This is a genomic window from Leucobacter massiliensis (genome assembly GCF_002982315.1).
Lineage (GTDB): Bacteria > Actinomycetota > Actinomycetes > Actinomycetales > Microbacteriaceae > Leucobacter > Leucobacter massiliensis.
Genome location: NZ_MWZD01000013.1, coordinates 48,879 through 72,967 on the forward strand (window position 1 = coordinate 48,879; position 24,089 = coordinate 72,967).

At 70.9% G+C, this 24,089-nt stretch carries 21 protein-coding genes, 2 tRNA genes and 1 pseudogene; 9 read left to right on the forward strand and 15 right to left on the reverse strand.

From position 1 onward, the window contains the following. The first annotated feature begins 45 nt into the window (after window positions 1-45). The gene (locus B4915_RS02410) at window positions 46-1,377 is read left to right on the forward strand and encodes a helix-turn-helix domain-containing protein (RefSeq protein ID WP_105804262.1); all 1,332 of its coding nucleotides are present in this window, start codon (window positions 46-48) and stop codon (window positions 1,375-1,377) included. 162 nt (window positions 1,378-1,539) lie between these two features. On the opposite strand, the gene glpK is transcribed toward B4915_RS02410, so the two are convergent. Together glpK and B4915_RS02420 are read right to left on the reverse strand one after the other, a co-directional pair. Continuing rightward, window positions 1,540-3,069 carry a glycerol kinase GlpK gene (glpK, locus tag B4915_RS02415; RefSeq protein ID WP_105804263.1) on the reverse strand — a complete coding sequence of 510 codons (1,530 nt, stop codon included), beginning with the start codon at window positions 3,067-3,069 and terminating at the stop codon, window positions 1,540-1,542. A gap of 152 nt (window positions 3,070-3,221) precedes the next feature. Further along, a pseudogene (locus B4915_RS02420) lies at window positions 3,222-4,946 on the reverse strand (glycerol-3-phosphate dehydrogenase/oxidase); the annotation flags it as partial. Window positions 4,947-5,058: 112 nt separating this feature from the next. On the opposite strand from B4915_RS02420, the gene dinB reads away from it, so the two are divergent. Further along, window positions 5,059-6,285 carry a DNA polymerase IV gene (gene dinB / locus B4915_RS02425; RefSeq protein WP_105804264.1) on the forward strand — a complete coding sequence of 409 codons (1,227 nt, stop codon included), beginning with the start codon at window positions 5,059-5,061 and terminating at the stop codon, window positions 6,283-6,285. Between the two features lie 28 nt (window positions 6,286-6,313). Here dinB and B4915_RS02430 read toward each other — a convergent pair whose 3' ends face one another. From B4915_RS02430 to B4915_RS02440, 3 genes are all read right to left on the reverse strand, one after another. Beyond that, window positions 6,314-6,892, reverse strand: coding sequence for a DUF2017 family protein (locus B4915_RS02430; protein ID WP_105804265.1), 579 nt, complete (start codon window positions 6,890-6,892; stop codon window positions 6,314-6,316). Next, a complete protein-coding gene (gene clpS / locus B4915_RS02435; protein WP_219845079.1) occupies window positions 6,889-7,140 on the reverse strand; it encodes an ATP-dependent Clp protease adapter ClpS in 252 nt (83 codons plus the stop codon). Before clpS ends, B4915_RS02430 begins: the two co-directional genes overlap by 4 nt. Window positions 7,141-7,258: 118 nt before the next feature. Next, window positions 7,259-7,606: a metallopeptidase family protein gene (locus B4915_RS02440; protein ID WP_105804266.1), complete on the reverse strand. Its 348-nt coding sequence runs from the start codon at window positions 7,604-7,606 to the stop codon at window positions 7,259-7,261. Window positions 7,607-7,863: 257 nt separating this feature from the next. On the opposite strand from B4915_RS02440, the gene B4915_RS02445 reads away from it, so the two are divergent. From B4915_RS02445 to B4915_RS02455, 3 genes are all read left to right on the forward strand, one after another. Then, entirely contained in the window at window positions 7,864-8,634 is a 771-nt protein-coding gene (locus B4915_RS02445) for an SdiA-regulated domain-containing protein (RefSeq protein ID WP_245907304.1), read from the forward strand. Window positions 8,635-8,772: 138 nt separating this feature from the next. After that, a tRNA-His gene (locus B4915_RS02450) sits at window positions 8,773-8,845 on the forward strand. A 147-nt stretch (window positions 8,846-8,992) separates the two neighbouring features. Beyond that, the gene (locus tag B4915_RS02455; RefSeq protein WP_105804268.1) at window positions 8,993-9,847 is read left to right on the forward strand and encodes a hypothetical protein; all 855 of its coding nucleotides are present in this window, start codon (window positions 8,993-8,995) and stop codon (window positions 9,845-9,847) included. Window positions 9,848-9,888: 41 nt separating this feature from the next. On the opposite strand, the gene B4915_RS02460 is transcribed toward B4915_RS02455, so the two are convergent. Both B4915_RS02460 and orn read right to left on the reverse strand, forming a co-directional pair. Further along, entirely contained in the window at window positions 9,889-12,216 is a 2,328-nt protein-coding gene (locus B4915_RS02460; RefSeq protein ID WP_181158435.1) for a putative bifunctional diguanylate cyclase/phosphodiesterase, read from the reverse strand. 243 nt (window positions 12,217-12,459) lie between these two features. Continuing rightward, window positions 12,460-13,125: an oligoribonuclease gene (gene orn, locus B4915_RS02465; RefSeq protein WP_105804270.1), complete on the reverse strand. Its 666-nt coding sequence runs from the start codon at window positions 13,123-13,125 to the stop codon at window positions 12,460-12,462. A 66-nt stretch (window positions 13,126-13,191) separates the two neighbouring features. Here orn and def point away from each other — a divergent pair, with 66 nt between their 5' ends. Continuing rightward, complete coding sequence (def, locus tag B4915_RS02470) at window positions 13,192-13,755, forward strand: peptide deformylase (RefSeq protein WP_105804271.1); 564 nt, start codon at window positions 13,192-13,194, stop codon at window positions 13,753-13,755. Window positions 13,756-13,767: 12 nt separating this feature from the next. On the opposite strand, the gene B4915_RS02475 is transcribed toward def, so the two are convergent. Further along, a complete protein-coding gene (locus B4915_RS02475; RefSeq protein WP_105804272.1) occupies window positions 13,768-14,967 on the reverse strand; it encodes an MFS transporter in 1,200 nt (399 codons plus the stop codon). 29 nt (window positions 14,968-14,996) lie between these two features. Continuing rightward, entirely contained in the window at window positions 14,997-15,797 is an 801-nt protein-coding gene (locus tag B4915_RS02480; protein WP_105804273.1) for a GntR family transcriptional regulator, read from the reverse strand. Between the two features lie 251 nt (window positions 15,798-16,048). Here B4915_RS02480 and B4915_RS02485 point away from each other — a divergent pair, with 251 nt between their 5' ends. Further along, entirely contained in the window at window positions 16,049-16,942 is an 894-nt protein-coding gene (locus B4915_RS02485; RefSeq protein WP_105804274.1) for a class II glutamine amidotransferase, read from the forward strand. A gap of 321 nt (window positions 16,943-17,263) precedes the next feature. On the opposite strand, the gene B4915_RS02490 is transcribed toward B4915_RS02485, so the two are convergent. The 6 genes from B4915_RS02490 to pepN form a co-directional block, all read right to left on the reverse strand. Then, window positions 17,264-17,806 (reverse strand): P-loop NTPase family protein, encoded by a 543-nt coding sequence (locus B4915_RS02490; protein ID WP_105804275.1) that lies wholly within the window; start codon window positions 17,804-17,806, stop codon window positions 17,264-17,266. A gap of 73 nt (window positions 17,807-17,879) precedes the next feature. Beyond that, window positions 17,880-17,952 (reverse strand) — tRNA-Arg (locus B4915_RS02495). 31 nt (window positions 17,953-17,983) lie between these two features. Then, window positions 17,984-18,553 carry an HhH-GPD-type base excision DNA repair protein gene (locus tag B4915_RS02500; protein WP_105804276.1) on the reverse strand — a complete coding sequence of 190 codons (570 nt, stop codon included), beginning with the start codon at window positions 18,551-18,553 and terminating at the stop codon, window positions 17,984-17,986. A 103-nt stretch (window positions 18,554-18,656) separates the two neighbouring features. Beyond that, the gene (locus B4915_RS02505) at window positions 18,657-19,022 is read right to left on the reverse strand and encodes a globin (RefSeq protein ID WP_105804572.1); all 366 of its coding nucleotides are present in this window, start codon (window positions 19,020-19,022) and stop codon (window positions 18,657-18,659) included. A gap of 185 nt (window positions 19,023-19,207) precedes the next feature. Then, the gene (locus B4915_RS02510; RefSeq protein WP_245907305.1) at window positions 19,208-20,122 is read right to left on the reverse strand and encodes a mechanosensitive ion channel family protein; all 915 of its coding nucleotides are present in this window, start codon (window positions 20,120-20,122) and stop codon (window positions 19,208-19,210) included. Further along, window positions 20,123-22,708, reverse strand: coding sequence for an aminopeptidase N (gene pepN / locus B4915_RS02515; RefSeq protein ID WP_105804277.1), 2,586 nt, complete (start codon window positions 22,706-22,708; stop codon window positions 20,123-20,125). It abuts the gene before it with no gap. 146 nt (window positions 22,709-22,854) lie between these two features. On the opposite strand from pepN, the gene B4915_RS02520 reads away from it, so the two are divergent. Next, window positions 22,855-23,472: a DsbA family protein gene (locus B4915_RS02520; RefSeq protein ID WP_105804278.1), complete on the forward strand. Its 618-nt coding sequence runs from the start codon at window positions 22,855-22,857 to the stop codon at window positions 23,470-23,472. Between the two features lie 112 nt (window positions 23,473-23,584). Continuing rightward, window positions 23,585-24,076 (forward strand): ribose-5-phosphate isomerase, encoded by a 492-nt coding sequence (locus B4915_RS02525; protein ID WP_105804279.1) that lies wholly within the window; start codon window positions 23,585-23,587, stop codon window positions 24,074-24,076. Window positions 24,077-24,089: the final 13 nt, after the last annotated feature.

The window sequence follows — 24,089 nt, forward strand, 5'->3', positions numbered from 1 at the left end:
TCGACGTCATTCGCGGCTGATCGCGCGGAGCACCCCGACGCCCCCGTGACGCTGGCCGACCTCATCGCGGATCGCTCGCTATCGCTCACGCCGGCGGTGCTCCCGCCGTCCGCGATCCAGCGTCACGTCTCCTGGGTGCACGCCACGGAGCAGCTGGACCCTCGGCCGCACCTGCGCGAGTACGAGCTGGTGTGCACGCTCGGCAGCGCACTGGTGCGACCGGGCACCGCGGAGCCGTTCGTGGCCGCGCTCACGGACACCGGGGTCTCCGGGATCGTGCTCGGCTTGGGCGAGGTGCATCTGGAACCGCCGATCGAGCTCCTGGACGCGTGCCGTCGCGCACAGCTGCCACTGCTGCTCATGGACCACGGCGTCCCTTTCCTTGCGGTCAACGACGCTGTGGTGCGGCGGCGCAGCCAGATCGCAAGCGAGGCGCGCAAGCGCGAGACCGCGCTCATCACCCAGCTGCTTGTGCGAGCTCGCACCGGAGCTCCCGAGCCGGAGCTGCTCGAAGATGTACGCAGCACCCTGGGTGTGGAGGTCCGGCGTAGACCAGATGCGCCGGCCGGGCGACTCGACTGCCCGGATTCGGAGGGCCGCCCCTCCGAGGCGTTCCTGGAGCAGCTAGAGAGCGTATTGGAGATCTCCGCGCTTGAGCAGGATCGGCAACGCGCCGAGCATCACGCGCGCGTCGGCGAGCTGATCGAGCTCATCGCCACGGGGCTCGCGCACCCGGCGGCGATCCTGCCCGAGCTCGAGAGCGTGGGCCTGGCGTCGGATCGCCTCCGCGTATCGAGCTGGCCGAGCGGAAGCGAGCGGACGGTCGCTCGGCGGTGGCCGCAGGCGCTGACCGGAGCTACCGCGCGCCGAGTGGTGAGCATCGGGGTTCCCGGCGACGTCGCCGAGTTCGGCACCCTCGGACTGGTGTGCGGGTACAGCGCGGTGGTGGGGCTGCGCGAGCTGCGACGTGCGCTCAACGAGTCGCACTCTGCGCTGCGCCTCGCACGAACCCGCGGCGGCGTAGCGGGACCGCAGCATCTGGTGCACTTCGACGCGCTCCTGGAGCAGCAGAGCGCTGAGCAACTCGCCCCTTTCGTGGAGCAGCTCCTCGGGCCGCTGCGCGACGCCGACGCGGAAGGCCGTGGCGAATTGATACGCACGCTCACCACGTTCCTCGACTGCGACCGGCAGTTGCAGGCAGCCGCCTCGCGGCTCCGGGTGCACGTGAACACGGTACGGCACCGCCTCGGCCGGATCCACGAACTGAGCGGGCGTGATCCGCTCACATTCGCCGGGCTGGTGGATCTGAAGGTCGCCGTGTGGGCGGCCGAACGCAGCGAGTCGGTGGGGGCGCGCATGATCCGTCCGCTGCAGTGATGCGCCGCGCCGCCGGACCAGGAGGGACGTACGGATGAGAGCGGCCCCGATGTCGCGCAGGGGGAGCCGACCGCGGCCCGACCGGCTCCGGCCCGCGGCTGAAACGGGGGACTTCTGCGGGCAATGGAGGAGGATCCGGGCTCGGGACCCGCATCCTGCGGTCTACTCGCGCAGATCCGCGTCGACCCAGTCCATCGACTTCTCCACGGCCTTCCGCCAGCGGCGCACCCGCCGCTCGCGCTCCTCCGGCCCGATGCCGGGCACCCAGCGCCGATCCTCGTCCCAGTTCGCGCGCAGTTCGTCGAGCCCCTCCCAGAACCCCACGGCGAGCCCGGCGGCGTAGGCGGCGCCGAGCGCGGTCGTCTCGGTGACGCGCGGCCGCACCACGGGCACCCCGAGCACATCGGCCTGGCACTGCATCAGCGTGTCATTGACCACCATGCCCCCGTCCACGCGCAGCTCGCTCAGCGGCACCCCGTCCGCCGCGGCCACGTCCGCGTTCACCGCGTCGAGCACGTCGCGCGTTTGCAGCGCCACCGCCTCCAGAGCGGCGCGCGCCAGGTGCCTGCGATCCGAGTAACGGGTCAGGCCCACGATCGCACCGCGCGCGTCCGGCCGCCAGTAGGGGGCGAAGAGCCCCGAGAATGCGGGAACGATCGCCACGCCCCCGGTGTCGGGCACCTGGGCGGCCAGTGCCTCCACCTCCTCCGCGGAGGAGATGATCCCGAGCTGATCGCGCAGCCACTGGATCAGCGAACCGGTCACCGCGATCGAGCCCTCCAGCGCGTAGTGCGCCGGAGCCTCGCCGAGCTTGTAGCCCACGGTGGTGAGCAGACCGTTCTGCGAGCGCACCATCTCGCGCCCGGTGTTGAAGATCAGGAAGCAGCCGGTGCCGTAGGTGTTCTTCGACTCGCCGGCCTCGAATGCGGCCTGGCCGAAGGTGGCTGCCTGCTGGTCGCCGAGGATGCCGGCGATGGGGGTCTCGCGCAGCAGGGAGGAGCTCTCGGCCCGGCCGTAGACCTCGGAGGAGGAGCGGATCTCGGGCAGCATCGACCGCGGCACCCCGAACTCCGCGAGGATGTCCTCGCGCCACTGCAGCGTCTCCAGGTCCATGAACATGGTGCGCGAGGCGTTGGTGACGTCCGTCACGTGCACTCCGCCGTCGACGCCGCCGGTGAGGTTCCACAGCACCCAGCAGTCGGTCGTCCCGAAGAGCAGGTGCCCCGCCTCTGCGTCCTCGCGCGCGCCGGCGACGTTCTCCAGGATCCAGGCGATCTTGGTCCCGGCGAAGTACGTGGCCAGCGGCAGGCCCACGGCGTCCGCGAAGCGGTCCACGCCGCCCTCGGCTGCGAGCCGGTCGACGATGCCCTGTGTGCGCGTGTCCTGCCACACGATCGCGTTGCACACCGGCCGGCCCGTGCGGCGATCCCACATCACCGTCGTCTCGCGCTGGTTGGTGATGCCCACGGCGGCCAGATCATGCCGGGTGAGATCGGCGCGGCCGAGCGCGATCCCGATCACCTCCTGCACGTTCTGCCAGATCTCCACCGGATCGTGCTCGACCCAGCCGGGCCTCGGCATGATCTGCGCGTGCTCCTTCTGGCCGGTGGCGACGGGGGCGCCGCTCCGGTCGAAGATGATCGCGCGGGTCGAGGTGGTGCCCTGGTCGATCGCGATGACGTGCTCGGCCATGCGGTGCTCCTTTGCTGCGTCGGCTGCGGTGTGGCGAGATGACGCCCCGCGGATCTGCTGGGGCGCCGCTCGCCTCCACCGCCCGCGGCGGCAGACACGGCCGCCGCGGGGGCCCGCCCGTCCTCGCAGTAGCCCCCCGCGGCACCCCCAGGCGCGAGCCCCGGCTCGCCGAGCATCACCCGGTGCTCGCGGAGCAGGATCCCGGCGGTGCGGCCCACCTCCGCGGTGACCCGCTCCGTGTCCCAGCCCAGCACGGGCGCGATGGCCTCGGCGGCTTCCGCCAGCGCTTCGCGGCTCAGCCCGCCCACGAAGGCGAGCGAGCTCCGGCGCAGCAGCAGGTCGTCCAGGTGCACGACGGCCTCCCGCTCCGCGAGCCACGCGAGCTCCTCGGCAAGGACTCCGGGGAGCAGCGCCAGCTCGGTCGGATGGTCCGGCAGCGCGGCGAGCAGCTCGGCGGCATTCGTGCCGTAGCGGTCCAGCATGCGCTCGACGAGTTCGGGATCGTGGCCGCCACCGTGCCGGGCGAGCCAGATGCGCCGCGAGGAGCGATCAGTGGGGAAGCCTGCGCCGCCGCCGATGGGGGTGGTGCGGGTGTCGCCGACGCGTGCGACGCCGAGCAGCGCGAGCGCCTCGTCGGCCAGATGCTCGCCCAGCGCGCGGAAGGTGGTCCACTTGCCGCCCACGAGGCTGAGCGTGCGGACCCGCCCGGCCCAGCCGTGCTCGATGCGGTAGTCGCGCGAGACGAATCCCGGCGCCGTGTCGTCGTGACGGGGGAGCGGCCGGATGCCCGAGAAGGTGTAGACGATCTGCGAGCGCTCCACCGCGACGGTGGTGAAGACGTGCCGGATCAGCTCGAAGAAGTAGTCCACCTCCTCGTCGGTGCAGCGGCTCGGCTCGCGCGGGTCGGCGTCGATGTCGGTCGTCCCCACGAGCACCCGGTCCTTGAGCGGGTAGATCAGCACGATCCGGCCGTCGGAGTGCTCGAAGAAGATCTCGCGCCCGCCGGTGGCGGCCAGCAGTTCTGGGTGGTCGAGCACGATGTGCGAGCCCTTCGTGCCGCCCATGAACGCCGTCGGACGGCCCAGATCCGCATTGGTGAGGTCGGTCCAGGGGCCGCTCGCGTTGATGATGACGCGCGCTGCGAAGTCGAACTCCTCGCCCGTCGTCTCGTCGCGCAGCCGCACGCCCGCGTCGCCCGCGCCGGCGGCGGCGAGGTAGTTGGCCGCCCGGGCCCGCTCCCCGCCGGCCGCGAGGCCGTCGGAGAGCACGTCGAGCGCGAGCCGCTCGGGGCTGTGCATCGAGGCATCGAAGTAGCTGGCGGTGTACTTGAGGGACGGATTGAGCCGGGGCAGCTCGCGCAGCGAGCGATCCCGCGCCCGGAAGCGATGCCGGGGGACCCTGCCGCCGCCCCGGGAGAAGGTGTCGTAGAGCAGCAGGCCGATCTTGATGAGCAGCGCACCGCGCTCGCGGGGCTTGCCGCGGCCGTGGGTGACGAGCAGGCGCAGGGGCGCGGTGAGCACGCCGGAGAAGGTCGAGAAGATCGGGATCGTGGTCAGCAGCGGCTTCACGTAGTGCGGGGCGTTGCGCACCAGGCGGTTGCGCTCCTGGACGGCCTCGCGCACCAGGCGGAACTCGCCGTTCTCGAGATACCGGATGCCGCCGTGCACCATGTGGCTCGACGCCGCTGAGGCTCCGGAGACGTAGTCGGCACGCTCGACGAGCGCGACGTCGACGCCCTGCAGGGCCAGCTCGCGGAAGGTCGCGATGCCGTTGATGCCGCCGCCGATGACGAGCACATCCGCCTCGGGACGGTCGCGCAGGCGGGCGACAGCCCGCCGCGGGGTGGATTGCGGGGTGGTGGCTCGCTGCTCGGACACTCCGGCCTGCCTTCCGTGGACGCACGCGGATTCGGTCACCTCCACGCTACAAGACTCGCGCGTCCAGCGGGGCGGGCCGCGCGGTGTCGGAGGGGTGTGGTCCAATGGAGGCATGCCAGCCGATTCGGGATCGCAGACGCGCGACAGCGCCACGATCCTGCACGTCGACATGGACTCGTTCTTCGTATCCGTCGAACTGCTCGACCGTCCCGAGCTGCGCGGCCTGCCGGTCGCCGCGGCCCACGACACGGGTCGATCGGTCGTCTCCAGCGCGAGCTACGAGGCCCGCCGCTTCGGCGTGCGATCCGCGATGCCGGTCGCGCGCGCCAAGCAACTCTGCCCGCAGCTCGTGCTCGTGCCGCCCACCTTCGAGAAATACCGTCGCGCCTCGCGTCAGGTGATGGCGATCTTCGAGGAGTTCACCCCGCTCGTCGAACCGCTGAGCATCGACGAGGCGTTCCTCGACGTCGCCGGCTCCGTGCGGCTTTTCGGACCACCGGCCGAGATCGCGAGACGGCTCCGCGAGCGGGTACGCGAGCGCACGGGCCTGCCGGCCTCGGTGGGACTGGCGGGTACCAAATTCGTCGCGAAGCTCGCCTCGCAGCGGGCGAAGCCGGACGGGGTGCTCGAGGTGCCCCCGCAGCGCACCCTCGAGTTCTTGCACCCCCTCCCGGTCGAGGCCATGTGGGGCGTGGGCGCGGCAACGGCCCGGGCCCTGCACTCCCGGGCGATCCGCACCGTCGCGGATCTCGCGCGGGAGCCCCTTCCGTCGCTCGAGCGCATCGTCGGAGGCGCCAGTGCGCGCAGGCTGCACGAACTGGCGAACGGTCGCGACGCGCGCGCCGTCGAGACCACCCGGATCGAGAAGAGCATCGGCCACGAGGAAACCTTCGCGAGCGACACCGGCGACCCGGTCGTGCTGCGGCGCGAACTCCTCCGGCTCGCAAGCCGCACCGGGGAGCGCCTTCGCGCCGCGGGTATCGAGGCCCGCACCGTCTCGATCAAGGTGCGCTGGGAGAACTTCGACACGGTGACCCGCTCACGCACCCTGAGTGAGCCGACGAACGCAAGCCGCCGCATCTACCGCACCGCGACGGAGCTGTTCGACGCGCTCGGCGCCGACGGCCGGCCGGTGCGGCTCATCGGGGTGCGCGCCGAGCAGCTGCAGCGCGCCGGCGGCGACGCACTCTGGAGCGAGGACGAGGACTGGCGGGCCGTCGACGAGGCGGTGGACGAGGTGCGGGGCCGCTTCGGCGCCGCGGGCGTCACGCCGGCGAGCCTCCTCACCGGCAGGGGACCCGTCGTCGATCCGCGCTCGCTCGAGGCGCCCGGAGCCTGAAGCCCCGGGGGAGCGGCGCACCACCGCCTCAGCCCCCGGCGGCCTCGCCGGATGCGGACATGATCGCGAGCACCGAATCGAGGATCGCGGCGAGCCAGTCGAACACGAGCACCGTGCCGCGCGTCTCCTCATCGGCGGCGAGACGCTCGTGATCCTCCTCGGAATCGAGGCCGATGCGGGCGGCGATCGCCAGCCGGAGCGCCGTCAGGGTGCGTACCCACGCCGGCAGTGTCGCCGGAGTGACCGTCACGTCGACCGGGGCGGACGCAGGTCCGCTGCCGTCGCTCACTCCCAGCGCCGCCGTCACCTCGAGCGCATCCTGGAGCTTCCGGTTGAGCAGACCCTGCTCGGTGACGCGGCGGAACTGCGCCGCATCGTCGTCCCCCTCGTAGGCATCGGGGAACAGCCGGGCGAGCGCGGGATCCTCGGGCGGCTCATCCGAGCCGCCGACCTCCAGGCTCGCGAAGAGCGGGTCCGGGTCGAGCGCTGTGCCGCTGTGGCTCGACAGCAGCCGCGTCAGCTGTGAGACCAGCTGATCCAGCATCGCCGCCTCATCGGCCTCCAAGCGCAGACGGAGCGAACCGCCGGGCAGAGGTTTGAGCCTCATGCCGCACCCGCCTGCCGCACGGTCGCCCAGAGTCCGTATCCGTGCATCGCCTCGACGTGCAGCTCCATGGCCTCTCGCTCGCCCTCCGCCACCACCGCGCTGCCCTCGTGATGCACGCGCAGCATCAGCCGCTGCGCGTGCGCTCGGTCATAGCCGAAGTGCACCTGGAAGACGTAGCTCACGTACGACATGAGGTTCACCGGATCGTCCCAGACGACCGTCTGCCACGGACGCTCGTCCTCGGGCAGCGCGCGGTGCTCCGCGACGGTGAGCTCGCTCGGCTCGGCGAGGCGGCTCGCGGGCGCGAGGGTCGCGGCGGAACCGAGTGCGATCCCCCCGCTCGCCGAAACACTCGCCAGCACCGCCTCAGCCCCACCCCAGCTCGTGGATGCGCTCCTCCGAGATGCCGTAGAAATGCGCGATCTCGTGCACGAGCGTCACCCGGATCTCCGCGACGAGCTCCTCGCGGTCTGCGCAGTGCTCCAGCAGGTTCTCGCGGAAGAGCGTGATGCGATCCGGCTCCTCTCCGTAGCCGTAGGCGTCCCGCTCCGCAAGCGAGAAACCCTCGTACACGCCGAGGAGATCACTGCCGTCTGCCGGCCGGTCCTCGATCAGGAAGATGACGTTGTCGAGCTGCTGCAGCATGTCGTCGTGCAGCGAGTCGAGGCCGTCGGCGACCAGCGACTCGAACTCCTCATGCGACACCTCGAGCATGCTTTCACCCTACACACCGGGCCCCGAGTCGCGCGAGGGATCAGTGCCCGGTGCGACGATCCGCGCGGCGCATGGGACACCCTCCGACACGCCCGGGATGCGCCGCCCGCCGCCCGACACCCCTCCGGACTCGGCTCAGGGGGACGTGCCCTGCGGCAGAATGGGAGACCTCACGCGTTCCGGGCATCGCCGGGGGGACGGAAGCGCGCCGGAGGCGCGAGCCCTCGCGCCGTCAGCAACCCAGGAGGATGCCAGCCTTGTCTCAGATCGATCGCAGCGTCTCGAACCACGACGTCATTCCCGTGCTCGAATCCACCGTCTTCGACGACGCGCCGACCGCCCGGCTGGCAGGCGGGCTCATCGCCCGCGACGGGATCGCGCTCCCCGGCTTCGAACGCGAGTTCGCGGCGCACTTCCAGCTGCGCCGGAAAGTGTACGTGGAGCAGACCGGCCAGCTCTCGGTGAGCGAACTCGACGCCGACGGCACCGACCGCGACCCCGACGACGCGCGCTCCGTCACCTTCGGCGTGTTCGAGAACCACCGCAGCGGAACCCGCCTCGTAGGAGTCGCGCGACTGATCCTGCGCGGAGAACACCGGCCGCTCCCGATCGAGGAATACTGTCCGGATGCGCTCCTTCCCGGCGAAGCGGGCGCCACGAGCGTGGAGGTGTCCCGCGTCATCGCACGGCACGAGTCCGCGGGAGTGCAGGCGCTCGTGCAGGCGCACCTCTTCGCGCTGATGCTCGCGCATCTCTCCCGCCACCGGCTCGGACGCACCTTCGCGATCCTCGAGCCGTGGCTCGAGCGCCACGTGAAAGGACTCCTCAGCATCTCCAGGCTCGGCGAGCCCCGCTACATCGAGCACTACCTCGACGACAACGTCCCCATCGAGGTCGACGTGCCGGCCTCGATCGAGCGCGTCGGCGAGCACTACCCCGCGCTCGTGGAGCGCTACCGGGACGCGGAGCCGGCGATCAGCACCTTCGGCCGCACCCGGACGGGGGCCGCATCGGGGCGCGCCGCCTGAGACTCCGAAGCGCCCCGTGACCCGCCCCGGGCCACGAAAGGCCGAACACACCCGAGCGCGCGCCGGTTCGCACCCCGGTGCCGAGATGGGCTATGATCGTGGGGTTGCCTCGTCCGCTCCGGCGAACAGGTCAGCATGGTGGCTATAGCTCAGTTGGTAGAGCACCGGCTTGTGGTGCCGGTGGTCGCGGGTTCAAGTCCCGTTAGCCACCCTCGGTCGAGAACCCCCTGCGATGCAGGGGGTTCTCTCGTTCTGGCGGAAGCCGGAAGCCGGGGGAGGGAAGCCGGGGGAGGCTCCCGCCGGAAAGCGGCGACTTGCTATCATGGCAACTCATACACCGTCGCGAATGGGGAGCGCAGTGCCGCGAGACACATGGAACCGCGCTGGCGGCCACGGAGGACAGCAGGAACCCGATGACGCCAGAGCCAGGATCCTCCGGAGCGCCACCGAACACGCCGACACCGTCGGGCTGACGCTCGGCTGTGACGACGCGACGATCGAGCGGATCTGCGCGGAAGCCGGGGTGTCCAGCCGCCAGTTCGCGCGGATCTGGCCCTCGACGGCGGACTTCCTGACGGAGCTCTTCACCGGCCTCGCGATTCAGGCCCGCATCGACCGCGCCGACACGCAGACACTGCTGACCACCTGGCAGTTCCTCAGCTCGCGCGGAGGGGACCTGCGCTCGGTGGAGGGTCGCAGGGGCGTGCTCATCGACGTGATCCGCACCGCCGCCGAATACAACTTCGACGTCGTGACCGCGTCCGGCAAGTGGCGCACCTACGCGGCGCTGTCGACCACGATCCTCTCCTGGCCGGAGGGAGAGTCCCGTGCCCGTGTGCTGGAGGCGTTGCGGGCGAGCCAGCTCGCCTTCGTGGAGACCATGGAGAGCTTCTACCGGAACGTGCTGCCCACGATCGGCTACCGCCTGCGCGACGACTTCCACGACGACTACCAGCCGTTCGTCGTCGCCGCGGCGTCCGTCATCGAAGGCCTCGGGGTGGTGCGCTCCACGGTGCCCGCGCTCGTCGAGGCGCACTTCGAGATCACTGAGGGCGACGAGGTCGAGACGTGGTCGGTCGCCGCTCTCGCCTTCAAGGGGGTGCTGGACGCATTCTTCGAGCTCGATCCCGACTTCGAGCCCGACGAGGCGATCGCGCGCCTGAACGGCGGCGTCGACGTCACCCCAGCCTCCGCCGGCGAAGAGGAGTTCTGAGGCGCGTGACCGCGGAGCCGCGGATCGACCGTGGCGGAGCCTCACGAGATGCTGGCGCGCGTGCTCCACTTCTGAATGCGCTCCATGGTGTGCGCGAATGATGCGGGCCTCCCGAAGAAGTACCCCTGCGCGCTTCGCACGCCCAGCTCGACGAGCACATCGGCCATCGCCTGGTTCTCGATCCCCTCGACGACGACCGTGTGGTTCAGGCTGTCGCCGAAGCCCTGCAGCGCCCGGATCACCTCGCGCTGACGGATGTCGTCGAGATTGCTGATGAGGCTCTTGTCGATCTTCAGGATGTTCATCGGGAAATGCACGAGGGCGCCGACCGGGGAGTCGTCCGAGCCGTAGTCATCGAGGGCGATGATGACCCCGGATCGCTGCATGAGCTCGGCGTCGCGGCGCAGCTCGTCGGTGGCTCCGCGCAGGGAGCGCTCGTTGAGCTCGACGCACAGTGAGATGTCGGGGTGGGCTGCGACGGAGTCGCGGATGAACGCCCCCAGCTCATCGTCGCTGATCTGGCCGAGCTCCAGATTGACGGTCATGCAGCCGATGCTCGGCTCGAGACGGCGGAACTCCTCGGCGGCATCGAGCGCCTTGTCGATCACCTGGCGGGTCAGCTCGTTCATCAGCCCGAGGCCCTTGGCCCGGGCGACGAGCGAGGGGGGAGAGATGGGGCCGAGCTCGGGGTCGATGTAGCGCACCAGCGCCTCGAAGGCCCAGATCTGGCCCTGCTCGATATTCACGATGGGCTGGAAGGCGAGACCCAGCCGGTTCTCCCGGATCGCACGGGCGACGATGTCGTTCGTGCGGGTCGAGCGGTGCGAGGAGACCGTGACGCCGAGGGGTTCGCCGCCCGGGCCCTCCCGCCGCAGGCGCTTCGCCTGGAGCATCGTCCGGTCCGCGTCCTCGACGAGCGTGCGGGCGTCGAGTTCTCGGTGGCTCGAATAAGCGAGCCCCGCGCTGAGCTGCGGGCGGATGTCGCGTCCCTCGATCGCGAGCGGCCGCACGACGCGTTCCAGGAGGCGGTCTGCCGTCGCCTTCGCCTGATCTTGCGAGACGAGGCCGGTCAGGATCACCACGAACTCGTCACCGCCGACGCGGGACACGAAGTCGCCGCTGCCGACGGACCCCTGCAGGCGGTCGCCGATGACCCGCAGGAGTTCATCGCCGGCGCGGTGCCCGTGGGTGTCGTTGAGCTCCTTGAAGTTGTCGATGTCGAGGAACAGCAGGGCGATCCCGGGATGGTAGGCCCGGAACTCGTTCGCCTCGACGAGGGCGCGCTCGAAGGCGCCGTAGTTGGGCAGCCCCGTGAGGGGGTCGGTGTTGGCGCGGCGCTCCAGCAGGTCCACCTCGTCCTGCGAGCGCGAGGCCTCGCTGGCCACGTGCGCGAGCACGCCGAGGGCGTGCTCGTCCTCGCGGCTGAACGGCGCGCCGCCCACCTTGGCGGAGGCGACGAGGTAGCGCGAGTCGTGCGCGTCGAGCCGGACGCTCGCACCGATGTCGTCGGCGGCGGGCGGTTCCGCGCGGAGGGTGACCTCGCGCGCGGCGACGATCGCCTTCGCGCGACGACGCAGCTCCGCCGCGAGCTGCTCGCCGCTTGCGCGAGGCAAGGCGACCGCGGCGTCGACGAGCTCCGTGAGGCGCTGCTGGTTGCCCGCGTAGCGGCGCCGCTGCGCGATCACATAGAACACGGAGGCGGTGAGCACGAGCAGCACGGCGGGGCGGCTCGCCTGGGCATCGCCCTCGAGCCAGGGGACGAGATCCGCGTCGATGTGGTGCATGGCCGTTGCGACCCCCGCGATCACGAGCGTCGCGAGGCCGAGGCGGACGGCGCTGATCTCGGAGGGGCCGAAGCCGCGCTCCTCCTCGGGGTTGGCGTAGTGCTGCAGTGCCTCCAGTCCGAGCGCCACCAGTGAGGAGGCGACTGCGGCGCCCAGGTAGCCGAGCGCCGGCCACGCGCCGGCCCCCTGGAGGCCGGTCTGCACGGCGACGAAGGCGAAGGCGGAGAGTGCGCCGATGCCGGTCTCGCGGAACGCAGCGACCGGGCCGCGGCGGGTGAACAGCTGGGAGATGAGCAGGCCGACGGTCCAGATGCACGCGCCGAGGAACGGTTCGTGCGGGGCCGGGTTCGCCGCGAGCAGCGCGACGGCGACGCCGATGCGGGGAGCCTCGGAACTGCGGCCGATGCGCAACTGGAAGGGGGAGCAGATGATGACGCTCACCACCATGGCGAGGACGAGTGTCCATGAGGCGGAGGCGGTGCCGGCGAGGCGGTAGGCGCCGTATCCCACGGCTCCGAGGGCGACGACGGAGAGCGGCACGGCGACGAGCCGACCCCGCTTCGCGACGTCCATGCCTGTGAACACGGTCCCCCTCCATGTGTCCCGCGGCTGCGTCCGGACTCAGGGGAGCCGCGGTCGAGCGCAGTTCATTATGTCACGCTGCCGCAGCGCCGGACATCAGGGCGCGCGACGGTTTCACCGGCTTCATCAGGGAAAATATCGGATTCTGATCCAAGAAATCCTGCCGTGGGGCCGCGTTCCGGCGGGAGAGCGCTCGGGGCCGGCGCCGGCACGCGCCGCGTCGGCGTGCGGCCCGTGGCGCCGCGCTCAGCTGCTCGCGGGAGCCGCGCCGTCTTCGTCGCCCGCGACGCTCGCAGCAGGCGAGTAGCGCTCGTCGACAGCCCGTGCGATCCGCTCGGCCTCGTCCTTGTCGGGTCCCGGCTGCGCCACCATCACCGCATCGCGGAAGTAGGCGAGCTCCCGGATCGACTCGGCAATGTCGGCGAGAGCGCGGTGCCCGCCGTTCTTACCGGGCGCGCCGAAGTAAGAGGCCGGATACCAGCGGCGGCTCAGCTCCTTGATCGTCGACACGTCGATGCTGCGGTAGTGGAGCCGATCCTCCAGCCGGGGGAGGTACTTCGCGATGAAGCGCCGGTCCATGCCGATCGTGTTTCCGGCGACGAGCGGACGGCGCCCCGCCGTGACGAAGCGGGCGAGATAGTCGAGCACCGCCTGCTCGGCTTCCTCCAGCGAGGCGCCCTGCTGGATTCGCGGCAGCAGCCCCGAGCCCTCGTGCATGCCGCGCACGAAGTCGTTCATCTGGGCGAGGGCCTCGGGACCCGGGTTGATCACGATCTCGAAGCCCGGATCGAGCGGAACGAGATCGAAGTCGGTGACGATGACGGCGACCTCGCAGAGCCCGTCGCGGTCGACGTCGAGGCCGGTCATCTCGCAGTCGATCCACACGATCTGATCAGCTGGAACGTTCGACACCTCTGACTCCTCACCGCTGGCTGGCAATCCAAATCAGTCTAGACGGTGCGCGCTAGGCTTGAGCCCATGTCCGTCCTCCCCATCGTGATCTCCGGCGAGCCCGTGCTGCACCGGCCCGCCGAGCCCGTGACCGAGTTCGACGACGCGCTGCGCGCCCTCGTCGACGACATGTTCGACACCACCGTGGCCGCCCCGGGAGTGGGACTCGCCGCACCGCAGGTGGGCGTGGGCCTGCGGGTGTTCGTGTGGATCTACGAGGATCAGGATGTCGCACCGGAGCGGGGAGTGGCGATCAACCCCGAGCTCTGGATCGCCCCGCCCGAGCCCGGCCTGCCGGGTGAGGACGAGGTCGAGGGATGTCTCTCGTTCCCGGGGGAGCGCTTCGCCCTGCGGCGATCTCCGCGTGCCCTGCTCCGGGCTCAGGACATCGAGGGCAAGCCCTTCGAGCTGGAGGCGGAGGGCTGGTTCGCGCGGATCCTGCAGCACGAGTTCGATCACCTGAACGGGCTCCTCTACGTTGACCGTCTCGTCCACCCCGAGAACCGCGGCGCGCAGAAGGCGCAGCGGAAGAACGGCTGGGGACGTCCCGGCCTGAGCTGGCTGCCGGGCGTCGACGATCTCGAAGGCTGAGCGGAACGCCGCTCAGCCGGAGGCGAGACGGCGCGAATCGGGCACGGCCAGCCAGGCGAGCGTGGCGGCGGCGAGCAGCGCGGCCGTGACGCCGAAGGCCCAGCCGAATCCCGCGGCGTCCACGAGCGCTCCGGCGACAAGGGGACCCATCACCCCGCCGAGGTCGCTCGTCATCGAGTAGGCCGCAACGACCCCGCCGCCGCGCCGCTGGGCGAGCACGTCCGCGAGCACCGCCTGCTGCCCCGGGTTCACGAGCGCGGATCCCGCTCCGGCGACGAAGAGGATCACGAAGACGACCCAGATCTCCGGCGATGCCGGCAGCGCGAGGTAGCTCAGCGCGAGCACGGCGGCCCCCGTGACGAGCATGGGCCGCCGACCGAGGGTGTCGTTCCAGCGGCCGGAGGGGAAGATCAGGATCGCGTTGCCTGCGGCGTAAGCGGCGAGCACCCACGCGGCCAGTGCCGCGTCCCCCTGGAACGCGACGGCGACGAAGATCGGGATGACCGAGACGCGGACTCCGTAGGAGGACCAGCCGAAGGCGAACACCGAGAGCAGCAGCGTGCGGAAGTGCGGTGTCGCGAGGGCGTCGCGCACGGTCACTTCCGCGTGCTCGCCGGGCTCCCCGGGATCCCGCCTGCCCGCCGCCCGTGAGCCGCGCAGGGCGACCGCGACGACGGTGGCTGCCGCGACGAGCGTCACGAAGTAGAAGATGAAGGGCGCACGCAGCCCGAGCGCCGCGAGGGCCCCTCCGAACACCGGCCCGAGCAGTCCGCCGAGCAGGAAGCCGGCGGCGTTGAGACTCGCGACCCTGGCGCGCGCCGTCGGCGGGCTCACCTTGATGAGCAGCGCGGTGGCGGCGACGGTGAACATCGTCGAGCCGATTCCGCCGAGACCCCGCAGCACGACGAACTGGGCGTAGTCCGCCGCGAAGGCGGCGGCCCCCGTCGAGACCGCGACGATGAGGATCCCGGCGGTGTAGCAGCGCCGCTCGCCGAGCCGCCCGACCGCCCAGCCGGCGAGCGGCGCCGAGAGCAGCCGCATGAGCGCGAAGGCGCTGACGATGGCGGAGGCGGCGAAGTTCGAGACGCCGAATTCGAGCGCGAACTGGGGGATCGCAGGGGCCACGACCCCGTAGCCGAGCGCGACGGTGAAGCCGCCGGCGACGAGCGCCCAGACCTCGAAGGGCAGGCGGGTCCGGGAGCTTTCACGCATCCCACGATCCTACGCGGCGCCCGCGCCGCTCATGGGCGGCGCGGGCGCGGCTCCCGCTCGGCTCCGAACAGCTCGGTACCAGGGTTTCCCGCCTGCCGGGTGAAGCGGGTGCGACGCTGCGCGGAGTTCTCAACGGCGAAGCTGGCCATATCCGGCAGATAGCGGTCGTCGGCGGCCTCCACCACCGCGCCCGTGTCATCGAAGGAGACGCGCCGCACCCGCAGCAGCGGCGTGCCGGGTGAGACGCCCAACTGCTCGACCTCGAGCGGATGCGCGCCGATGGCGTCGATGAGATGGCGGGCGCGCACCGGGGCGGCGCCGGCCTCGGCGAGTGCGTGCGTGATGCTGCCGTGCGAGAGATCGCTCGTAAGTAGCCGCTCGCCGAGCGGCTGAGGGAACACCGAGCGTTCGAGCATGGCCGGCTGATCGCCGAGCAGTCGCAGGCGGATCACCTCCACCACCGGGGAGCCGGGTTCGACGCGCAGTTCGCGGGCGATGTGCTCGGTCGCGGGCCGCGTCTCGGCCTCCACGACCCGCTGGCCGGGCACCAGGCCGAACTCGCGCGCCCACTCGGAGAAGGAGATGAAGGTGTCGAAGGACTGCGGGATCGCGGTCCGCTGCACCCGCGGGGGTGCGCCGCGGCGCCCCACGATCATCCCTTCCTCGCGCAGTTCTGCGAGTGCCTGGCGGATCGCGGCGCGCGAGGTGCCGAACTCGGCGAGGAGGGTCTTCTCGGGCGGCACGCGCTCGCCCGGTCGCCAGACACCCGTCCGGATCCGGTGCACCATCTCGTCGGCCAGGCTGGTGCGGCGGGGCGAGCTCGCTGACATGGACTCAGCCTATAAATCACAGGACGATCACGGGTCGCACACGAAGCCAACGCTCGGTGAACGAATCGTGAATGCGGGTGGAACGCTCGCCGCCGCGCCCCTTGAACCCTCCACCCGAGTGACCTAGCCTGGGGTCAGGCCCCGGTGGATCCCATCGGCTTCGGTGGCCGCCGGGGCGTGGCGCCGCCGCTGGCGGACGCGATTCCCGAGGGGGCGGGCCAGAGCGTGCGCCCGGATTGGCAGGGTGGCCCATGTGCAGGTGGCTCGCGTATCTCGGCCCGGCGATTCCGATCGAGGATGTCGTCGTGCGGCCCGATCACTCCCTCATCGACCAGAGCCTGCTGGCGCGGGATCTGTTCCTTCCCGGCAATCCGATGGCCTCCCAGTTCCGGGACCGCGCCTTCCCCACGAACGGCGACGGTTTCGGCCTGGCCTGGCACGGCAGGAACGGGACGCTGGGGCAGTACCGGCAGACCACCCCGGCGTGGGACAGCCAGAACCTGCGGCATCTGGCATCCCAGATCGAGTCGGACTGCTTCCTCGCACACGTGCGTGCCGCGCCCGGAGGCACGATTTCCGAGCAGAACTGCCACCCCTTCGTGCATGGCGGCTGGATGTTCCAGCACAACGGCGAGGTCGGCGGCTTCTCGCGTCTGAAACGAGAGCTCACGATGGAGGTGGATCCGGAGCTCTACCCGTACATCCAGGGCAACGGCGACACCGAGGTGTGCTTCTTCCTCGCGCTCAGCTACGGGCTCGCCGGCGATCCGGTCGCGGCGCTCACCCGCATGGTGCACCGGGTGGAGCGGGCCCGGAGCGAGCTCGGCGTCGCCGAACCCTTCCGGGCGACGATGTGCGCCTCGGACGGGACGCGGCTCGTCGTGCTGCGGTGGCTGAGCCCCGGGGCTTCCGGCGCCGTCGCCCCCTCGCTGTTCACCTCCCGCGGCGGGGCCGAGCTGCGCACCGTGGACGGCCTCGACGATCGCCTCGCGGACGACGCCCACCTGATCGTCTCGGAGCCGCTGGAGCTGCACTGGAGCCGGCGCACCTGGGAGGAGGTACCCGCGGGCACGATCGGCGTCATCGAGCGCGGAGGCGAAGCGAGCTTCGCCCCCATTCCGCCCCCGGCGGATAGCAGGGGCTGAGGGACGTGCCGGGCACGGGGGAGGCTGCGCAGAGCGCCACGTGTTCACCGCGTTCGCGATGACGGTGCTGATCGTGAAGTTCGCGCAGCCTCACGTCGGCGAGAGCGTGCTGCGGCTCCTCGCGCCGGGACTGATGAGCCGCGATCGGGATCATCATCGGGGTGGGACTCAGCCGGGACCTGCGCGCACTTCGGACACGGATCGCCGCGGCGCCGCGAGATGCCCGCGCTCGCCGCAGGGGGCGGGGCCGCGGCCGGAGGGAGCGATGACCCCGCCCGCCACTTCGGCGGCCGATCACGCCCCGGCCTGGCCGGCTCGTGGCTACTCCGGTCCGTGCCCATCCCAGCTGAGGACGCGGTCGAGGAGTTCTGCCGGTGAGTCGCTGCTGTCCAGTCTGAGCACAGGCTGTTCGAGCCGAGCGAGCCACTGCTCGTGCGCGGCACGGCTGCGGCCGATGAATTCTGGGTCGTCGTACCCCCGCGCCCACTCCATGAAGGTCTCCCAGGCGTTGCGATCGTAGGCGGCATCCGCCCGTCGGCGCAGTTCCCGCGCTTCAAGTCGGCGGAGCCGCTCCGCGGGGTCGAGCGTGAGAAAGACCACCGCATCGCACTCTTGGACGATGCTCTCGCCCCAGCCGAGCATCGACCCGGAGAGGACCCAGGCCTCCCGCGGGACGAACAGCTGACGCATGAGCGCGATCCGCTCTGCTTCGGGACGCTTGCGGGTGTATGGCGGGTCCGTGGGAAGCCAGAAGTAGTCGTCGGCGTCCGCGTGGGGCGTCGACCAGGCATCGGCGAGCGCCCGCGCGAGGCTGGTCGTCCCGGTCCCGCTTGCCCCAAGGATATGCACCCGGGATCGCTTCATGGTTCCTGGCCTCCTCGGGATCGTCGACGGTCGGTCTCTCCTGGAGGATTCGTTGAGCGCGGAGCGGAGCGAGTGCCCCCGGCAGGATTCGAACCTGCGACCGACGGATTAGAAGGCCGTTGCTCTATCCACTGAGCTACGGAGGCGACGCGTCAAGCGTACTATGCCGATTCCGGCTCAGCTCTTCTTGGCGGCCGCCTTCGCGGCGCGCTTGGTCTCGCGGACCTTGAGCAGGGACTCGGGGGAGGTGATGTCGGCGACGCTGCGGAAGGAGCCCTCCTCGCCGTAGGGGGCCGAGGCCTCACGCCATCCCTCGCCGGTGAAACCGCACTGCTTGCCGAGCAGCGCGAGGAAGATCTTCGCCTTCTGCTCCCCGAAGCCGGGGAGCTTCTTGAGGCGCTTCAGCACCGTGGGGCCGTCGGGCGATCCCTCGGTCCAGATCGCTGCGGCGTCGCCGCCCCAGTCATCGAGCAGCGCGCGGCAGAGCGTCTGCACACGCTCGGCCATCGAGCCGGGGAAGCGGTGCACGGCGGGCGTCTGCTTGAAGGCGGCAGCGAAGTCGTCGGCGTCGGTCTCCGCGATGGTGCGCGCATCGACCGCGCCCACCCGCTGCGCGATCTTCAGCGGCCCGGTGAAGGCCACCTCCATCGCAATCTGCTGGTCGAGCAGCATCCCGATGAGCAGCGCGAGCGGGTTCTCCGTCAGCAGCGCATCGGCTTCGGCATCGTCGGTGAGGTGCAGCGTCATGCCCACCAGTCTACGATCGCGCAGCGCCCGGCTGGGAGGCGGGCGGGACGGACCGGACGCGGGATGCGTTCGCGGGACGGCGGCTACGGAGGGCCGCCCGCGGCTACTCGAAGCGGTTGACCATGGCGAGGGCGGCGCGCTCGATGTAGTCGCGGAAAGCGGCGTCGTGCATGGGCGGCAGTTCGACCTCGTCGAGGGCGGCGTGCATGTGGGCGAGCCAGTGCTCCTTCGCCTCGGGCGTCACCGGGAAAGGGGCGTGCCGCATGCGCAGCCGGGGGTGGCCGCGCTGCTCGGAGTATGTCGTCGGGCCGCCCCAGTACTGCTCGAAGAAGGTGCGCAGCCGCCAGATCGCGCCCTCCCAGTCCGCCTCGGGATACATCGACGCGAGCACCTCGTCTTCGCGCACCCGGCGGTAGAAGGCGCGCACCAGCCGCTCGAAGGTCTCCGTGCCGCCCAGCTGCGCCCACACGGTGTCGGTGACGGCGTCTCCGCGCTCGCCGGAGCGGAGGGTGAGGCGCGGTTGCGGGTTCGCGGCGGGCGCCTGGATGCCGGTATGCGCCTGCCTCGGAGCCGAGGGACCGCCGCCCGGGTGCGCGGCCCCCGGGAACCGGTGCGCTCCGGCCTCGTGCTGACCGCCTTGCCTGCGGGTTTCGTTCACTTGTTGCCTCCCGGGAAATGGGGCAGCTCGGTGGCGAGCTGAATGCCCGCCTCGGCGAAGTTGCGGACCAAGACGGGGCGCAGCGCGCGCTGAACCGCCCACTGGGCCTCGGGACGCGTGCGCATGGCGAGCCGCATGGTGACACGGTCGCCAAAGGCGCTCTCCACGCCCCACACCTCGGGGGCGCCCATGATCTTGCGGGCGGTCTCGGGGCGCTCCATGAGTGAGCGGGCGGAGGCAAGCGCGACCCGCTCCACCTCGTCGAGGTCCGCGTCCGCCTCCACCGTGATGTCGATGAGCGCGCGACCCCAGCCCTGTGAGGCGTTACCGAGGGTGAGGATCTCGCCGTTGCGCACGAACCAGAGCGTGCCGTCGATGCCGCGCACCTGCGTGACGCGGATCCCCACGTCCTCGACCGTTCCGCTGATCTCGCCGACGGTCACCCAGTCACCCACCCCCAGCTGGTCCTCGAACACCATGAAGATGCCGTTGAGGATGTCCTTCACGACGTTCTGGGCGCCGAAGGCGAGGCCTGCGGCCACGATGCCGGCGGAGGTGAGCAGCGCCCCGAGGTTCACGCCGAGCTGGCCGAGGACGAGGATCAGCGCGACGACCACGACCGTCCAGCTGATGATGTGCCTGCCGACGGCCCCCAGCGTGCGGGTGCGCTGCACGGCGCGCGCGTTCACGTAGGGGGCCGCCTGCATCTCGGAGGTGGTGTCGACGTTCTGGGCACGCTTGACGCCGCTCACGATCCTGGTGACGGTGCGCATGAGCAGGCGCCGGAGCAGCCAGTTGATGAGCACCGCCAGTACGACGATGAGCACGATGAGCAGCGGGCGCTGATACGTCGTGAGGAAGTCGCCGATCGACTGCCACACGGTGGCCCCCACCTCCTCGACGTCCTCCACTCAGGCCTCCCGATCGGCCTGCTGTGCGCGCAGGGCGCGCTCGACGCCGGCGAGGTGCTCGGTAACCATGCGGCGCGGGGCGGCGGGAGCGTCGGCGTGCGCGTCGAGCCAGGCGCGGGTCGCGTCCGCGAGTCGCTGGTCGGCGAGCTCGGCAGGGTAGAAGCCCTCGATCAGCTCCTCGGCGATGGCGTAGCTGCGCGACTCCCACACGGGAAGCAGCGCCTCGAAGAAGCGCTCCACGTAGGGTTCGAGCAGGCCGCGGTCGTGGGCGCGGCCGAATCCGAGACCGGTGGCGCGCACGATCGCATTGGGCTTGTCGCTCTCTTCGAAGACGGAGGCCCAGGCGCGGGCCTTGTCCTCGGCGGTGGGCAGTGCCGCGCGGGCGTGCGCGGCGGACTGGTTGCCTGTGGCGGTGCGGTCCTCGGCGAGCCGGCTCTCGATCTGCTCTTCGCCCGCCCGGCCCCCGGCGGCGAGCGCGATGAGCAGCTCCCAGCCGAGGTCCGTGTCGATGTCGAGGCCGTCGAGGGGCAGGGAGCCGTCGAACAGCCCCTGCACGGTATCGAGCTGGTCTTCGCTTGCCGCGAGCTGCGCGAACGACTTCACGAACTGGAACTGGCGGTCCGAGCCGGGCTCCGCGTCGACCGCCAGACGCCACAGCGCGTCGCCCACCCGTTCGAGGGTCTCAGCGCGGCGCGAGGGGTCGACGTAACTGGATGCGGCGAGCAGCAGCTGCCCGAGCAGGGTGCGCAGCGTGGTGGATGCGTCCTCGGCGGCGATGTGCGAGAGCACGATGTCGACGAAGCGGGACGCGGGAAGCTCGGCGTCGCGGGTGGCATCCCAGAGTGTGCCCCAGAGCAGTGCGCGGGCGAGGGAGTCCTCGACGTCCCCGAGCCGCTCGGCGGCGGTGGCCAGCGAGCGCTCGTCGAGCCGGATCTTGGCGTAGCTCAGGTCGTCGTCGTTGAGCAGCAGCAGATCCGGCTGTGCGGTTCCCACCAGCTCGGGAACCTCGGTGCGTGCGCCGTCCACGTCGAGTTCGATGCGGTGCACGCGGCGCACGCCCTCCTCGCTCGCCGCGTAGAGGCCGACGCCGATGCGGTGGGGGCGCAGCGTCGGGTAGTCGGGGGCGGCGGTCTGCTCGATGGCGAAGCTCGTGTAGCGGCCCTCCGCGTCGATCTCGAAGACGGGGCGCAGCGTGTTGACGCCGGCGGTCTCGAGCCACAGCTTCGACCACTCGGCGAGGTTGCGGCCGCTGTGCGCTTCGAGCTCCGCGAGCAGGTCACCGAGCTCGGTGTTGCCGTGGTGGTGCTTCACGAAGTAGTCGTGGACGCCGCGCATGAAGGGCTCACGGCCCACCCAGGCGACGAGCTGCTTGAGCACGGAGGCGCCCTTGGCGTAGGTGATGCCGTCGAAGTTGACGAGCACGTCCTCGAGGTCGCGGATGGGGGCGACGATGGGGTGGGTGGAGGGGAGCTGATCCTGCCGGTAGGCCCACGACTTCTCGGAGGCGACGAAGGTGGTCCAGCACTCGGTCCACTCGGTGGCCTCCGCGACGCCGAGCGTCGACATGTACTCCGCGAAGGACTCGTTGAGCCACAGATCGTTCCACCAGCGCATGGTCACGAGGTCGCCGAACCACATGTGCGCGAGTTCGTGCAGGATCGTGACGACGCGGCGCTCGCGCATGGCGTCGGTGACCTGGCTGCGGAACACGTACGCCTCCGTGAAGGTGATGGCGCCCGCGTTCTCCATCGCGCCCATGTTGTACTCGGGCACGAAGAGCTGGTCGTACTTGTCGAAGGGGTACGGGTAGTCGAACTGCTCCTCGAAGAATGCGAAGCCCTCGCGGGTCTTCTCGAAGATGTAGTCGGCGTCGAGGTACTCGGAGAGGGATGCACGGCAGAACACTCCGAGCGGGATCGTGCGCCCGTCACGGCTGATCAGCTCGGAGCGCACGACCGAGTAGGGGCCGGCGATGAGCGCGGTGATGTAGCTCGACATGACGGGAGTGGGCTCGAAGGTCCACGTCGCGATGTCCTGCTCGGTCCAGTCCGTGCCCTGGGCGCCCGCCTTGCGGCCGGCCGGGACCGGCGCGGGCGTGGGCTGGTTGCTGACGATCTGCCAGCGGGCGGGCGCGGTGACGGTGAACTGGAAGGTGGCCTTCAGATCGGGCTGCTCGAAGACGGCGAACATGCGGCGCGAGTCCGGCACCTCGAACTGCGAGTAGAGGTAGACCTCGCCGTCGGCGGGGTCGACGAAGCGGTGCAGGCCCTCGCCGGTGTTGGTGTACCGCTGCGTGGAGACGATCCTCACCGTGTTCTCGGCCGCGAGGCCGGGGAGCTGCACGCGGGAGTCGGCGAAGAGCCCGGCCGGGTCGAGGGACTCGCCATTGAGTTCGATGCGCTCGACCGAGTCGGCGATGAGGTCGACGAAGGTGGCGGCACCGGGCTGCGCGGAGAAGTGGATCGTCGTCTCCGCGGCGAAGGTCTCGGGGCCCTGGGTGAGGTCGAGCGCGACCTCGTAGCGCTCGGTGGAGACGATGCTCGCGCGCTCGCGGGCCTCTTCGCGGGTGAGGTTGGTTCCTGGCACTGGTGCTCCTCGGCTGGGAATCGATGACGGCGCGCGGCCCTCGTGAGGCCGCGGCGATGGGTACGGGATCAAGCCTATGCCCGGGGGCTGTGCGCGTGCGCTGGGGGGCGCTTCACGTGCCGGGGCGGGGTCGCTATCATGGGCGCATGAGCCAGGAAAGCGCGCCGCAGTCACCGTCCGTCGAGTTCTACTTCGACCCCATCTGCCCGTGGTGCTGGATGACGAGCCGCTGGGCTGCCGAGGTGTCCGCGGTGCGCGGCTTCGAGATCGACTGGCGCCCCATCAGCCTGGCGATCCTGAACGAGGGGCAGGATCACGGCGCGTACGGCGAAGCGCACTTCCAGGGCAAGCGGATGGGCCGCGTGGCGATCGCGGTGCGTGACGCGCACGGCGGGGCGAAGGTCGGCGAGCTGTACACGGCGCTGGGGGAGCGGATCCACCCCGGCGGGCGCTCCGACACCGACGGGATCATCGCCGAGGCGCTCGCCGAGATCGGCCTTCCCGCCGAGCTGGCGGCCGCGGCGGACGCCGAAGAGCACGACGACGCGCTGCGCGCGAACACGGATCACGCGATGGAGATCGCGGGGCCCGATGTGGGGGTGCCGATCATCTCGATCGACGGTGTGTCGTTCTTCGGCCCGGTGGTCACCCCGGCGCCCACGGGGGAGCAGGCGCTGCGCCTGTGGGACGGCATCGCGGCCGCTGCGAGCGTGCCCGGTTTCTACGAGCTGAAGCGCGGCCGGACCCGGGGCCCGCAGTTCTAGGCGTCTCCATTCGGCGCACGCCTCCTCCGGGGATCCTCTGATCCGGCTCGGGGGCGCCGCACGGAGGGCCTGGCGCGCAGGCGGGGCCCCCGGTCCCGGTATCCTGTTGCGCATGCGCATTCACCTCGCCACGGACCATGCCGGACTCGAATTCAGCCACCGACTGCAGCAGCATTTGAGCGAGCAGGGACACGAGGTCGTCGACCACGGGCCCGCTGAATACGACGCGCTCGACGACTACCCCTCCTTCTGCATCAACGCCGCGATCGGGGTCGCCCGCGACGAGCGGGACGGGGTCGAGGCGCTGGGCGTGGTGTTCGGGGGCTCCGGCAACGGCGAGCAGATGTCCGCGAACAAGGTGCAGGGGATCCGGGCCGCCCTGGTCTGGAACGAGTCGACGGCGACGCTCGCCCGGGAGCACAACAACGCGAACGTGATCTCCATCGGCGCGCGTCAGCACCCCGTGGAGGATGCGATCCGGTTCATCGACCTGTTCATCGCGACGCCCTTCCCCGGTGACGAGCGGCACGTCCGCCGTATCTCGCAGCTCGGCGAGTACGAGCGAACGGGTGCCATCGCGGGCAAGCAGATCGACGAGCTGTAGGGATCGCGCACCG

Excerpts from the sequence above, each read along its gene's own strand:
- glpK (WP_105804263.1), bottom strand. The coding sequence starts at position 3,069 with ATGGCCGAGCACGTCATCGCGATCGACCAGGGCACCACCTCGACCCGC.
- dinB (WP_105804264.1), top strand. The coding sequence starts at position 5,059 with ATGCCAGCCGATTCGGGATCGCAGACGCGCGACAGCGCCACGATCCTG.
- B4915_RS02430 (WP_105804265.1), bottom strand. The coding sequence starts at position 6,892 with ATGAGGCTCAAACCTCTGCCCGGCGGTTCGCTCCGTCTGCGCTTGGAG.
- B4915_RS02440 (WP_105804266.1), bottom strand. The coding sequence starts at position 7,606 with ATGCTCGAGGTGTCGCATGAGGAGTTCGAGTCGCTGGTCGCCGACGGC.
- def (WP_105804271.1), top strand. The coding sequence starts at position 13,192 with ATGTCCGTCCTCCCCATCGTGATCTCCGGCGAGCCCGTGCTGCACCGG.
- B4915_RS02475 (WP_105804272.1), bottom strand. The coding sequence starts at position 14,967 with ATGCGTGAAAGCTCCCGGACCCGCCTGCCCTTCGAGGTCTGGGCGCTC.
- B4915_RS02480 (WP_105804273.1), bottom strand. The coding sequence starts at position 15,797 with ATGTCAGCGAGCTCGCCCCGCCGCACCAGCCTGGCCGACGAGATGGTG.
- B4915_RS02485 (WP_105804274.1), top strand. The coding sequence starts at position 16,049 with ATGTGCAGGTGGCTCGCGTATCTCGGCCCGGCGATTCCGATCGAGGAT.
- B4915_RS02490 (WP_105804275.1), bottom strand. The coding sequence starts at position 17,806 with ATGAAGCGATCCCGGGTGCATATCCTTGGGGCAAGCGGGACCGGGACG.
- B4915_RS02500 (WP_105804276.1), bottom strand. The coding sequence starts at position 18,553 with ATGACGCTGCACCTCACCGACGATGCCGAAGCCGATGCGCTGCTGACG.
- B4915_RS02520 (WP_105804278.1), top strand. The coding sequence starts at position 22,855 with ATGAGCCAGGAAAGCGCGCCGCAGTCACCGTCCGTCGAGTTCTACTTC.
- B4915_RS02525 (WP_105804279.1), top strand. The coding sequence starts at position 23,585 with ATGCGCATTCACCTCGCCACGGACCATGCCGGACTCGAATTCAGCCAC.